The organism is Streptomyces sp. 3-6 (assembly GCF_056323165.1).
Window position 1 is genome coordinate 183,505 of the sequence record NZ_JBWHZP010000006.1, and the last position, 12,794, is coordinate 196,298.

Here is a 12,794-nt window from a genome sequence, read left to right on the forward strand (position 1 = left end):
CGTCCCGGACCAGGAAGGCGCGTTCCCTGACCAGGGGAGGCGTGTTCCTGACCGGGAAGGCGCCGTCAGGGAGGCGCGTCCGGGGAGGCGCGTTCAGCGGGACCGGAGACGACTCCCTGAGCGTGGCGCGCCGGGCACCGGCGCGTCGAACGGCGACGGGCTCCCGGCCCGTCGGCCCGCAGCCCTCCGGATCCGGCCCCGCGGCGCAGCTCCCCTCAGCCCTGCGGCTCCAGGTCCTCCTCCTCGAACACCAGCAGCGTGCGGGTGCTGAGCACCTCCGGGATCGCCTGCAGGCGGGTGAGCACCAGCTCGCGCAGGGTCCGGTTGTCCGGCGTGTGCACCAGCAGCAGGACGTCGAAGTCCCCGCCGACCAGCGCGATGTGCGAGGCGCCCGGGAGTTGCCTGAGCTGTTCGCGGACCGTGCGCCAGGAGTTCTGGACGATCTTCAGGGTGATGTAGGCGGACGTCCCGTGCCCGGCCCGCTCATGGTCCACGCGGGCCCCGAAACCGCGGATGACACCGTCCTCCACGAGACGGTTGATCCGGGCGTAGGCGTTCGCCCGCGACACGTGGACCCGCTCGGCGACCGACCGTATGGACGCACGGCCGTCCACCTGGAGCATGCGCAGGATGTCCTGGTCGACCTCGTCGAGGGGGCGGGCGGGCCGCGGGGGTCCGACAGGCTCCGATCCTTCGGCCATTTGTTCAGACGACACCCGCCCCCGCCTCTCCACGATGGACGTACTGCCTCCATCTCAGGCTGTGGAGAACCGTTTGTCCACAGCCTGGCGCCACCTGTAGCCAAAATGTGCCGACGACCGAACAATCGGTTGGTGAGGCGCGTCACAGACGCCGCGCCTCCTTGAGCCGCTCCCACCAGGAGGTGCGTCATGACGGTCATGGAGCAGCGGGGCGCCTACCGGCCGACTCCGCCGCCCACCTGGCAGCCCCGTACGGATCCCGCGCCGCTGTTGCCGGACGCGGAGCCGTACCGGGTGCTCGGCACCGGGGCGGCCGCGAAGGCGGACCCGGAGCTGCTGCGCCGCCTGTACGGGGAGCTGGTGAAGGGCCGCCGCTACAACGCGCAGGCGACCGCCCTCACCAAGCAGGGCCGTCTGGCGGTCTACCCCTCCAGCACCGGCCAGGAGGCGTGCGAAGTCGCCGCCGCGCTCGTCCTGCGGGACCAGGACTGGCTCTTCCCCAGCTACCGCGACACACTCGCCGTCGTGGCCCGGGGGGTGGACCCGGTCGAGGCGCTCACCCTGCTGCGCGGCGACTGGCACACCGGGTACGACCCCTACGAGCACCGGGTGGCCCCCCTCAGCACGCCGCTGGCCACCCAGCTGCCGCACGCGGTCGGTCTCGCGCACGCCGCCCGGCTCAAGGGCGACGACGTGGTCGCGCTGGCCATGGTCGGTGACGGCGGCACCAGCGAGGGCGACTTCCACGAGGCGCTGAACTTCGCCGCCGTGTGGCAGGCCCCGGTCGTCTTCCTCGTCCAGAACAACGGCTTCGCGATCTCCGTGCCGCTCGACAAGCAGACCGCGGCGCCCTCCCTCGCCCACAAGGCCGTCGGCTACGGCATGCCCGGCCGCCTGGTCGACGGCAACGACGCCGCCGCCGTGCACGAGGTCCTGGCCGACGCCGTCCGCAGAGCCCGCGACGGGGGTGGCCCCACGCTGGTCGAGGCCATCACGTACCGCATGGAGGCGCACACCAACGCGGACGACGCGACCCGTTACCGGGGCGACGCCGAAGTGGAGACCTGGAAGGGGCACGACCCGGTGGCGCTGCTGGAGCGGGAGCTCACCGAGCGCGGTCTGCTCGACGAGGACGGCATCGAGGCCGCTCGCCGGGACGCCGAGACGCTCGCCGCCGGCCTGCGGGAGCGCATGAACCGGGACGCCGTCCTCGACCCCATGGACCTGTTCAGCCACGTCTACGCCGAGCCCACACCGCAGCTGCTGGAGCAGCGGGAGCAGTTGCGGGCCGAGCTGGAGGCCGAGGCCGAGTCGGAAGGGACGCACCGATGACCACCGTCGCCGTCAAGCCGGCCACCATGGCGCAGGCGCTCACCCGAGCGCTGCGCGATTCCATGGCCGCCGACCCGACCGTGCACGTCCTGGGCGAGGACGTCGGCACCCTCGGCGGCGTCTTCCGCATCACGGACGGCCTCGCCAAGGAGTTCGGCGACGACCGCTGCACGGACACCCCGCTGGCCGAGGCCGGCATCCTGGGCACGGCCGTCGGCATGGCGATGTACGGGCTGCGCCCGGTCGTGGAGATGCAGTTCGACGCGTTCGCCTACCCGGCGTTCGAGCAACTGCTCTCGCACGTCGCGAAGATGCGCAACCGCACCCGCGGTGCCATGCCGTTGCCGATCACCATCCGCGTCCCCTACGGCGGCGGCATCGGCGGCGTCGAGCACCACAGCGACTCGTCCGAGGCGTACTACATGGCGACTCCGGGGCTCCATGTCGTCACGCCCGCGACCGTCGCGGACGCCTACGGGCTGCTGCGCGCCTCCATCGCCTCCGACGACCCGGTGGTGTTCCTGGAGCCCAAGCGCCTGTACTGGTCGAAGGACACCTGGAACGCCGACGAGCCGGCGCCCGTGGAGCCGATCGGCCGTGCCGTGGTGCGGCGCACGGGCCGCAGCGCCACCCTCATCACCTACGGTCCGTCCGTCCCCGTCTGCCTGGAGGCCGCCGAGGCGGCCCGCGCCGAGGGATGGGACCTCGAAGTCGTCGATCTGCGGTCCCTGGTGCCGTTCGACGACGAGACCGTGTGCGCCTCGGTGCGCCGGACCGGACGCGCGGTCGTCGTCCACGAGTCGGGCGGCTTCGGCGGCCCGGGCGGGGAGATCGCGGCGCGGGTCACCGAGCGCTGCTTCCACCACCTGGAGGCGCCGGTGCTGCGCGTGGCCGGGTTCGACCTGCCCTATCCGCCGCCGATGCTGGAGCGCCACCACCTGCCCGGTGTCGACCGGATCCTGGACGCGGTGGGCCGCCTGCAGTGGGAGGCCGAGAGCTGATGACACAGGTCCTGGAGTTCAAGCTGCCCGACCTCGGTGAAGGGCTCACCGAGGCGGAGATCGTGCGCTGGCTGGTCGAGGTCGGTGACGTCGTCGCGATCGACCAGCCGGTGGTCGAGGTCGAGACGGCCAAGGCGATGGTCGAGGTGCCCTGCCCCTACGGCGGAGTCGTCACCGCCCGCTTCGGCGAGGAGGGCACCGAACTGCCCGTCGGGTCACCGCTGCTGACGGTCGCGGTCGGCGAGCCGGACGGCGACGGCCCGAAGGCGGCGTCGGGCACCGTCGGCGCCGCCGGTGCCGAGGGCTCCCGCGGGCAGGGCTCCCGCGGTGAGGGCTCGGGCAACGTCCTGGTCGGATACGGCACGTCGGAGGCACCCGCCCGGCGCCGCCGGGTCCGCCAGGGGGGCCCGCTGTCCAGGGCTCCCCACGGGGCGAACGAGCACAACGCGACAGCGGCGACCGCCGCGGCCGACACGACGACCACGCCCAGCGCGCCGCATGCGTCCTCGGCCCCCACGGAGCGCTCGGCCTCCTCGGCTCCCCGGACCCCCGGTCCGGACGGCGGTCCGGCCGGCAGGGCGGACGGGCCGGTGCCGGTGATCTCGCCACTGGTGCGCAGGCTGGCCCGGCAGAACGGCTTGGACCTGCGGCGCCTGACCGGTTCCGGGCCCGACGGGCTGATCCTGCGGGCGGACGTGGAGGGCGCCCTGCGCGCCGCCGCCACGCCGGGCCGCACGAACGGCGTGGAGCACCTCGCCGCGACGGGCCACCGGGACGGCACTGTTCCGGGCGCCGCCGCGACGACCCCCGGGTCCCCGGCCCCGGCCGAGCGGGACCGCGCCGCCGTCACGCGGGTGCCGCTCAAGGGCATCCGGGGCGCCGTCGCCGACAAGCTGACGCGGAGCCGCTCCGAGATACCGGACGCCACCTGCTGGGTCGACGCCGACGCGACGGAGTTCCTGCGGGCGCGGACCGCGATGAACGCCGCCGGCGGGCCGAAGATCTCCGTGCTCGCGCTGCTGGCCCGGATCTGCACCGCGGCCCTGGCCCGCTTCCCCGAGCTCAACTCCTCGGTCGACACGGCGGCCCGCGAGATCGTGCGGCACCAGGCCGTCCACCTCGGCTTCGCCGCGCAGACCGACCGGGGGCTCGTCGTGCCCGTGGTCCGGGACGCGCACGCGCGGGACGCGGAGGGGCTCACGGAGCGGTTCGCGCAGCTGACCGAGGCGGCCCGGGCGGGCACCCTCACACCGGCGGACCTCACCGGCGGCACCTTCACGCTGAACAACTACGGCGTCTTCGGCGTCGACGGCTCCACTCCGATCATCAACCACCCGGAGGCGGCCATGCTCGGGGTCGGCCGGATCGTGCCGAAGCCGTGGGTGCACGAGGGGGAGCTGGCCGTGCGTCAGGTCGTCCAGCTGTCGCTCACCTTCGACCACCGGGTCTGCGACGGCGGAACCGCCGGGGGCTTCCTGCGCTACGTGGCCGACTGCGTGGAGCAACCGGCGGTGCTGCTGCGCACCCTGTGACGGCGCCGGTGTCACCGGACGCCCTGACACGCCGTGACACCGCCGTCGTTCACGCGCCCCCGCGTTCCCGGTGATCGCGGGGGCCGCGCATACTCGGGGGTGTGACCGAGTACCCGCCCCCTGGTGGCCCCGGCGCCGGGCCCGGCCCCGAGGCACGGCGCCAACGGGTCCCGGCGCGCCCCCCGTACGACGCGCTCGTCCTCGCCGGCGGCGCCGCCCGGCGGCTGTCGGGCGCCGACAAACCCGGCGTGCGCGTGGGCGGACGGCCCCTGATCGACCGGGTGCTCGCCGCCTGCGCCGGGGCCCGCACCACCGTGGTGGTGGCCGACCCCCGGCCCACCGCACGGCCCGTCGTCTGGGCGCGCGAGGAGCCCCCCGGCGGGGGCCCGCTCGCCGCCCTCCACGCGGGGCTCGGCTACTGCGACGCCGACGTGGCCGTGCTGCTCTCGGCCGACCTGCCCTTCCTCGGGGCGCACACCGTGGAACGGCTGGTGACGGAGCTGTGCGCGGGCCCCGCCGACGGTGTCGTGCTGACCGACGGCGACGGCCGGGACCAGCCGCTCGTGGCCGCCTACCGGACCGCCGCCCTGCGCCGCACGCTGACCGCACTCTTCGACCGGCACGGCGGCGTCGCCGGGCTGCCGCTGCGCCGGCTGACCGCCGAACTCGACCTCACCCGACTCTCCGACCCGGTGGCGTCCTTCGACTGCGACACCTGGGACGACATCGCCGCAGCCAGAGCGCGCATCAGGGAGCATGGACACGTGCTGGACGAATGGATCACCGCAGTCAAGGACGAGCTGGGCATCGACCTGGACGTCGACACCACCCTGCTGCTCGACCTGGCCCGCGACGCCGCCCACGGCGTGGCCAGGCCCGCGGCACCGCTGACCACCTTCCTCGTGGGATACGCCGCGGCCCGCGCGGGCGGTGACCCGGACGCCGTCGCCGAAGCGGCCCGCAGGGCGGCGGCCCTGGCGAACCGCTGGGCCGAGGAGGACACCGACCAGAACCCCGCGGGGAACGGGGGCAAGAAGCCCGCCGACGCCCCGTCCGCGACGGCGCCCGACGACGCCGGACCGGGTGCCCGCCCGGACGCGACATGACCGCGCACCGCACCCGGGGGAGCCAGGACGCCGACGACCTCGACGTCGAGGAGGCGCTCGCCCTGGTGAGGGAGAACCCCGGCCCCCGTCCTCCCGGGCGGGCCCCCGCTCCGGCGCCGGAGCGGGCCACCGCGCCCGGTGAACGGGCCGCGGCCCCCGACCGCCGTGCGCACGCAACCCCCTGGGCCGAGGCGCGCGCCGTCGCCGAGCGGGCCGGCCGTCCCGGCCGCGCCGGACGGCGGGCCCCGGTGTCGGTCACGCTCGACGCGGCGCTCGGCCTCACCCTGGCCGCCCCGTTGACGGCCCTCACCGACCTGCCCTCCTTCGACACCTCGGCCATGGACGGCTGGGCGGTCGCCGGGCCGGGCCCGTGGGACGTGCGGGAGGAGGGAGTGCTGGCCGGCCGGGCCGCGCACCCGCCGCTCACGGACGGCGAGGCCGTCCGCATCGCCACCGGCGCCCGCGTCCCCCCGGACACCACCGCGGTGCTCCGCAGCGAGCACGGCCGCACCGACACCGCGGGACGGCTGCACCTCGACCCGGCCCACGGACCGAGGACGGTCGCCCAAGGTCAGGACATCCGGCCCCGCGGGCAGGAGTGCCGCAGCGGCGACCAGCTCCTGGCCGTCGGCACCCTGGTGACCCCGGCCGTGCTCGGCCTCGCCTCCGCCGCCGGGTACGACACGCTCACCGTCGTCCCCCGCCCGCGTGCCGAGGTCCTCGTCCTCGGCGACGAACTGCTCACCGGGGGACTGCCGCACGACGGCCTGATCCGTGACGCCCTCGGCCCGATGCTGCCGCCGTGGCTGCGAGCGCTGGGCGCCGACGTCGTCTCCGTCCGGCGGATCGGTGACGACGCGGAGGCCCTGCACGAGGCGATCGCCTCCTCCGGCGCCGAGGTCGTCGTCACCACCGGCGGCACCGCGGCCGGACCCGTCGACCACGTCCACCCCACGCTGCACCGCCTCGGTGCCGAACTCCTCGTGGACGGGGTCGGCGTACGCCCCGGCCACCCCATGCTGCTGGCCCGCATCCACGACCACCAGCACCTCGTGGGGCTGCCCGGCAACCCGCTCGCCGCGGTCTCCGGGCTGCTCACCCTCGCCGAACCCCTGCTGCGCTCCCTCGCGGCGCGCCCCGCGCCCGAGCCGTACACGATGCCGCTGCGGGACGCGGTGCAGGGCCATCCGCGCGACACCCGGCTGGTTCCCGTCGTGCTGCGCGGTGATCACGCCGTGCCGCTGCACTACAACGGCCCGGCGATGCTGCGCGGTGTCGCGGCGGCCGACGCCCTCGCGGTCGTCCTTCCCGGGGGTGCCCGGCCGGACGAGGAGACGGAACTGCTGGACCTGCCCTGGGCGTCCAGTGGGATCGGGGTGTGTTTCACGTGAAACTTCCGGGCCAGGACGCCATCGCCCGACAGGCGGACGAACACCTGGTGACGCATCGGGTGACGCTTCCCAGGAAGGTCGTCGAGCATCCGATCCGCCAGGTCGCCAAACGGTTGTCCGTGGCGCTGGTGGTCCTCGTGGTGACGGCACTCATCGTGTACCTGGACCGGGACGGCTACACCGACAACGCGGACGAGACGGTCGACTTCCTCGACGCCTTCTACTACGCCACCGTCACCCTCTCCACCACCGGGTACGGCGACATCACCCCGGTCACCGACGCGGCCCGGCTCACCAACATCTTCGTCATCACGCCGTTGCGCGTGCTGTTCCTGATCATCCTGGTCGGCACCACCCTCGAGGCCCTCACCGAACGCACCCGGGAGGAGTGGCGACTGAACCGCTGGAGGTCCGCGTTGCGCGATCACACCGTCGTCGTCGGGTTCGGCACCAAGGGCCGCTCGGCGATCAAGACCGTCTGTGCGACGGGTCTGCGCAAGGAGCAGGTCGTGGTGGTCGACCCCAGCGCCAAGGCGATCGAGGCCGCCGCGGCCGACGGCTTCGCGGGCGTGGTCGGGGACGCGACCCGCAGCGAGGTGCTGAAGCGGGCCGAGGTCTACCGGGCGAAGCAGATCATCATCGCGACGCAACGCGACGACACCGCCGTCCTCGTGACGCTGACGGCGCGCCAGCTCAACCGGGGCGCGAAGATCGTGGTCGCCGTGCGCGAGGAGGAGAACGCCCCCCTGCTGAAGCAGTCCGGCGCCGACGCGGTCATCACCAGCGCCAGCGCGGCCGGGCGGCTGCTCGGTCTGTCGGTGCTCAGCCCCGCGGCCGGCATGGTGATGGAGGACCTCATCCAGCAGGGCACGGGACTCGACATCGTCGAACGCCCGGTCATAAAGGCCGAGGTCGGCAAGACGCCGAGGGAGGTGGACGACCTGGTGGTGAGCGTGCTGCGCGGTCACCGGGTGCTCGGTTACGACGATCGGGCCGTCGGGACGCTGGAGCTGACCGACCGGCTGATCACCATCGTGCGGGTCACCCAGGGCCGCCAGGTCGCCCCCGACATGCGCCCGCTTCCCCGCGACTGACGAGGCGCCGGGGACACGCTCGACGGACCGGACCGCACTCGGGAACGACTTCAGCGGTCCGGGCACGACCTCGGCGGTTGCAACACGACCTCAGCGGATCGGGCACGACCTCAGCGCGGGCCCCGACATCGCCGAGGCCCGGGGCCGTTCCCCGACCGCTGGCGCGCCCCCACCGCCGGGGCTCCCACCGCCGGGGCTCCCGCCGCCGGGGCCTCCCCCGCGCCCCGCCCGGGCGGGGCCCTACTTGCGGTTGTACAGCCGCATGGTGACCGGTCCGAAGACCAGGACGAACAGGCCCGCCCAGCCCAGGGTCCAGGCGATCTCGACGGCCGGCCAGTCCCCGGCCATCAGCCCGCGCACGGCCGAGGCGAGGTGGGTGACCGGGCTGTTGTTGACGAAGGCCTGGAGCCAGCCCGGCATGGTGGTCGGATCCACGAAGACGTTGGACAGGAAGGTCAGCGGGAAGATGACCATCATGCTGACGCCCATCACCGACTTCTCGGTGCGCAGCAGCAGACCGAACATCGTCCAGATCCACGAGAACGAGAACGCGAACAGCAACAGCAGCGCGATCCCGGCGACCACGCCCACCACTCCGCCGTCGGGGCGGTAGCCGAGGATCATCCCGACGGTCAGCATCACGACGGACGCCAGGGTGTAGCGCAGCGCGTCGCCGAGCAGGTAGCCGACCATGGTCGACGGGCGCCAGATCGGCAGGGTGCGGAAGCGGTCGAAGACGCCCTTCTCGATGTCCGTGTTGACCGAGACCCCGGTGTACATCGTGATCATCACGACCGACATCACCAGGATGCCCGGCAGCAGGAACTGGATGTACGCCGTCGGCGAGCCGGCCAGGGCCCCGCCGAACAGGTACGTGTACATCAGCACCATCATGATCGGGAAGGCGGTGACGTCGAAGAGCTGCTCGGGCACGTGCTTGATCTTGAGGATCGCGCGCCAGCCGAAGGTCAGCGAGGCGGACCAGGCACTGGGCCGCGGCGGACGTTCCTTGGCGACCAGCAGGTCCGCGAGGGTGTCGGTGCGCACCGGAGCGAGTTCGACGTGGTCGGTGGTCGTCGTGGTGGTCATGCCGCCACCTCGTCCTGCGGGTCGTGGTCCGGGCCGGGGGTGGCTCCGGGACCGGGTGCGCCGGTGTCGTGTCCGGTGAGGGCGAGGAAGACCTCGTCCAGGCTGGGCTGGCCGAGCGAGAAGTTGTCGACGGTGACACCGGCCCGGGCGAGTTCGCCCAGCGCACGGGCGGCCTGCTCGGCGGCGGTGTCCTGGCTCGCGGCGGAGCCGAGGCGCGCGGTCAGCGCGACCGGGTCGGGGTCGGCCTGCACCTGGGCGTCGAGGGCGCGGTGCAGCAGGTCCGCGGCGAGCGGTCGCTGTCCGGGGTCGCGCAGCCGCAGGTGGACGGATCCGGCGCCGACGGACGCCTTGAGCTCCCCCTTGGTGCCCTCCGCGATCACCGTGCCCCGGTCGATGACCGCGATCCGGGACGCCAGCTGGTCGGCCTCGTCCAGGTACTGCGTGGTCAGCAGGACCGTGGTGCCCTGGGCGACCACCGCGCGGACGATGTCCCACACCTGGTTGCGGCTGCGCGGGTCGAGGCCGGGTCGTCGGCTCGTCGAGGAACAGCAGGTCGGGCGTGTTCAGGATGGAGGCGGCGATGTCGATGCGGCGCCGCATGCCGCCCGAGTAGTGCTTGACCTGCTTCCCGGCCGCGTCCGTCAGTCCGAACGCCTCCAGGAGCTGGGCGGCTCGGGTGTGGGCGGCCGGCCTGCGGTGCCCGAGGAGGCGGGCCAGCAGCACGAGGTTCTCGGTGCCGGTGAGATCCTCGTCCACGGAGGCGTACTGCCCGGTGAGACTGACCCGGGCCCGCACCTCGTCCGCCTCGCGCACGACGTCCCGGCCGAACACCCGGGCCTCGCCGCCGTCCGGACGCAGGAGCGTGGCGAGCATCTTCACGGTGGTGGTCTTGCCGGCGCCGTTCGGGCCGAGGACCCCGTAGACCGTGCCGACGGGCACGGTGAGGTCGACGCCGTCGACGGCGCGTGTCTCACCGAAGGTTTTGACCAGGCCCGTGGTCTCGATCGCCGGGCCGGGTGAGGAGCTGCTCATGCTTCGGTTCCTTCCGCGAGCGTGTGCTTCGCAAGGACTGACCTCCACGGTCGCGCGAAGTCATCGGCACCGCACACGTTTTTTCCGCGTTTCGGTCGAATGACGGACCGCACCTCCGCCCGGAGGCTCGGAGGCTCGGAGGCTCGGAGGACCGGAGGACGGGAGGCCCAGGGGCCTGGACCGGACGGCGGTGCACCGGGGCCTTGGTCGTACAGGGCGGCGCACCGGGCGGACCCGGTCCCACGACCGGCCCTCACGGTGGCCGTCCGGAGCAGCGGCGGCACGTCACCGGAAGGTCCCGCCGGACGGCGGCGGCTTCCCGGTGGCCGGGCCGGACGACCGCCTCCCCGGGGCAGCGGAGTCCGGTGGACGGCGGACCGCGGCGGAGTACCGTCGCCCCATGCATGCGATCACGATTCCTGAACCCGGCGGGCCCGAGGCGCTGGTCTGGGCCGAGGTCCCCGATCCCGAGCCCGGCGAGGGCGAGGTCCTGGTCGAGGTGGTGGCCGGAGCCGTCAACCGGGCCGACCTCCTCCAGCGGCAGGGCTTCTACGACCCGCCGCCCGGTGCGTCCCCCTACCCGGGCCTGGAGTGCTCGGGGCGGATCGTCGCCCTGGGCCCCGGGGTGACCGGCTGGGCCGTCGGTGACGAGGTCTGCGCGCTGCTGTCGGGCGGCGGCTACGCCCAGAAGGTGGCGGTCCCGGCGGGGCAGCTGCTCCCCGTTCCGGAGGGGCTCGACGTCAAGCGGGCCGCCGCGCTCCCGGAGGTCGCCTGCACGGTCTGGTCGAACGTGTTCATGATCGCGCACCTGCGGCCGGGCGAGACGCTGCTCGTGCACGGCGGTTCCAGCGGCATCGGGACCATGGCCATCCAGCTCGGCAAGGCGGTCGGGGCCCGGGTCGTCGTCACGGCCGGGACGAAGGAGAAGCTGGAGCGCTGCGCCGAACTGGGGGCCGACGTCCTGATCAACTACCGCGACCAGGACTTCGTCGCCGAGGTGGACCGGGCCACCGACGGTGCCGGGGCGGACGTCATCCTCGACAACATGGGCGCCAAGTACCTGGGCCCCAACGTGCGGGCGCTGGCCATTAACGGCCGTCTCGCGATCATCGGCATGCAGGGCGGCGTCAAGGGCGAGCTGAACATCGGTGCCCTGCTCGCCAAGCGGGCCGCCATCAGCGCGACCTCTCTGCGGGCCCGTCCCCTGGCGGAGAAGGCCGCGATCGTGGCCGCCGTGCGGGAGCACGTCTGGCCGCTGGTGTCCGGTGGCCACGTCCGCCCGGTCGTCGACCGGGAGATCCCGATGCCCGACGCGGCCACGGCCCACCGGGTGCTGGAGGAGAGCGGCCACGTGGGCAAGGTCCTGCTGATCGCCCCCTGACGGAGAGCCGGAAAGGGCCGGAAGCCGGAAAGGGCCGGAAGGACCGGCTGCCGAAGAGACCCCGCCGCGGGACGCCCCGCGGCGGGGTGTCGGGCAGGGGCGTGCCCGCACAGCCCTGCCCGCGCTGCCGCGGGGCTACCCCCGTCCGGGCGCACACGGCCGGGACGAGCCCCGCCGCCCCGGGCCCTCGGCCCCAGGGCCCGCCGCCCCGCCCCCGGTCCCTGCGGCGTCCCGGCTGCCCCCGCCTCAGTGCGGGGACTGCCGCATGCGCAGGCCGACGAACGCGAGCCCCAGCCCCAGGCCGATGAGCACCAGTCCGCTGCCCAGCGGCAGTATCCGCACCGCGGGATCGGCGGCGCGCTCCGGGCCGCCGAGGGCGTTCGCCGCCGTGGACGAGGCCGACGGCAGCGGGACGGCGGCCTCCGACGCCGGGGCCCGGGCCGCCGCGTCCGCCCCGGACGCCTCCGGCCGGGCCGCGTCCTGCCGGGTGCCGTCCTGGTCGGCGCGGGCGTCCGCGCGGTCCGGCTGCCGGGACGCGGTGGCGGTGCCGTCGTCCGACGCCTCCGCCGAGGGGGCCGGGGTGGCGTCGGCCCGGCCGCTGTCCGCCGTCCCGTTCGGGCGGTCGTGGTCCGTCTCCGGCCGTCCGGGCCGCTCGCGGCCCTCCCCGGGCCGGGCCCCGGCGCGGGACGGTGGGGCGGACGGGGACAGGGACGGCGAGGGGGACGCCGGGGCGGTGGCGGCCGGGAGCCGGTGGGGCGGGCCGCCGCCGGTGAGCGCGTCGTCACGGGACGGCTGGGCGTGCGGGGCCGGGCCGCGGCCGTCGTCCGGGTCCGTCCCCGGGCCGTCTCCCGGTTCCGGCCCGGCCCGGCCGGCGTCCCGCCCGCCGTCGGGGGCCGCACCGGGCGCGCGGTCGTGGGCCTGGGCCACGCTCGCGCCGGCCGGCAGCAGCCCGCCGGTGACGCCGGGCACCACCGTGCCCACCCCGAGGGCGATGCACGTGCCCAGGACGACACCCGCCCGCAGGGCGACCGCCGCCCCGTTCGTTCCCACTGCGCGCAGCCATGGAGTCACGACCGTGACCTCCCACGCCGACGGGTGTGCTCGGGCACCGTCGGCAGAATCGGGCCGGATGGAC

10 protein-coding genes and 1 pseudogene are annotated in these 12,794 nt (G+C 74.6%); 7 read left to right on the forward strand and 4 right to left on the reverse strand.

Annotation, left to right across the window (positions count from 1 at the left end):
• Positions 1-215: 215 nt before the first annotated feature.
• The gene (locus AC02VZ_RS11235) at positions 216-701 is read right to left on the reverse strand and encodes an Lrp/AsnC family transcriptional regulator (protein WP_432057067.1); all 486 of its coding nucleotides are present in this window, start codon (positions 699-701) and stop codon (positions 216-218) included.
• Between the two features lie 189 nt (positions 702-890).
• Here AC02VZ_RS11235 and pdhA point away from each other — a divergent pair, with 189 nt between their 5' ends.
• The 6 genes from pdhA to AC02VZ_RS11265 all read left to right on the forward strand — a co-directional run bounded on the left by pdhA (position 891) and on the right by AC02VZ_RS11265 (position 8,157).
• On the forward strand, positions 891-2,033 hold the full coding sequence (gene pdhA, locus AC02VZ_RS11240) for a pyruvate dehydrogenase (acetyl-transferring) E1 component subunit alpha (protein ID WP_432057066.1): 1,143 nt from the start codon (positions 891-893) through the stop codon (positions 2,031-2,033).
• Complete coding sequence (locus AC02VZ_RS11245) at positions 2,030-3,034, forward strand: alpha-ketoacid dehydrogenase subunit beta (protein WP_432057065.1); 1,005 nt, start codon at positions 2,030-2,032, stop codon at positions 3,032-3,034. The genes pdhA and AC02VZ_RS11245 overlap by 4 nt, the downstream gene beginning before the upstream one ends.
• On the forward strand, positions 3,034-4,566 hold the full coding sequence (locus AC02VZ_RS11250; protein ID WP_432057064.1) for a dihydrolipoamide acetyltransferase family protein: 1,533 nt from the start codon (positions 3,034-3,036) through the stop codon (positions 4,564-4,566). Before AC02VZ_RS11245 ends, AC02VZ_RS11250 begins: the two co-directional genes overlap by 1 nt.
• Before the next feature lie 101 nt (positions 4,567-4,667).
• Entirely contained in the window at positions 4,668-5,672 is a 1,005-nt protein-coding gene (locus AC02VZ_RS11255; RefSeq protein WP_476475268.1) for an NTP transferase domain-containing protein, read from the forward strand.
• A complete protein-coding gene (locus AC02VZ_RS11260; protein ID WP_476475269.1) occupies positions 5,669-7,063 on the forward strand; it encodes a molybdopterin molybdotransferase MoeA in 1,395 nt (464 codons plus the stop codon). Before AC02VZ_RS11255 ends, AC02VZ_RS11260 begins: the two co-directional genes overlap by 4 nt.
• Positions 7,060-8,157, forward strand: a complete 1,098-nt coding sequence (locus AC02VZ_RS11265; protein ID WP_432057061.1) for a potassium channel family protein — start codon at positions 7,060-7,062, stop codon at positions 8,155-8,157. Before AC02VZ_RS11260 ends, AC02VZ_RS11265 begins: the two co-directional genes overlap by 4 nt.
• A 240-nt stretch (positions 8,158-8,397) precedes the next feature.
• Here the strand turns inward: AC02VZ_RS11265 and AC02VZ_RS11270 are convergent, their stop codons facing one another.
• Positions 8,398-9,246 carry an ABC transporter permease gene (locus AC02VZ_RS11270; RefSeq protein ID WP_476475270.1) on the reverse strand — a complete coding sequence of 283 codons (849 nt, stop codon included), beginning with the start codon at positions 9,244-9,246 and terminating at the stop codon, positions 8,398-8,400.
• Positions 9,243-10,278: pseudogene (locus tag AC02VZ_RS11275) on the reverse strand (ATP-binding cassette domain-containing protein). Before AC02VZ_RS11275 ends, AC02VZ_RS11270 begins: the two are co-directional and overlap by 4 nt.
• A gap of 400 nt (positions 10,279-10,678) precedes the next feature.
• Here AC02VZ_RS11275 and AC02VZ_RS11280 point away from each other — a divergent pair.
• Complete coding sequence (locus AC02VZ_RS11280) at positions 10,679-11,659, forward strand: NAD(P)H-quinone oxidoreductase (protein ID WP_476475271.1); 981 nt, start codon at positions 10,679-10,681, stop codon at positions 11,657-11,659.
• 246 nt (positions 11,660-11,905) lie between these two features.
• Here the strand turns inward: AC02VZ_RS11280 and AC02VZ_RS11285 are convergent, their stop codons facing one another.
• Positions 11,906-12,709, reverse strand: coding sequence for a hypothetical protein (locus tag AC02VZ_RS11285; RefSeq protein ID WP_476475272.1), 804 nt, complete (start codon positions 12,707-12,709; stop codon positions 11,906-11,908).
• Positions 12,710-12,794: the final 85 nt, after the last annotated feature.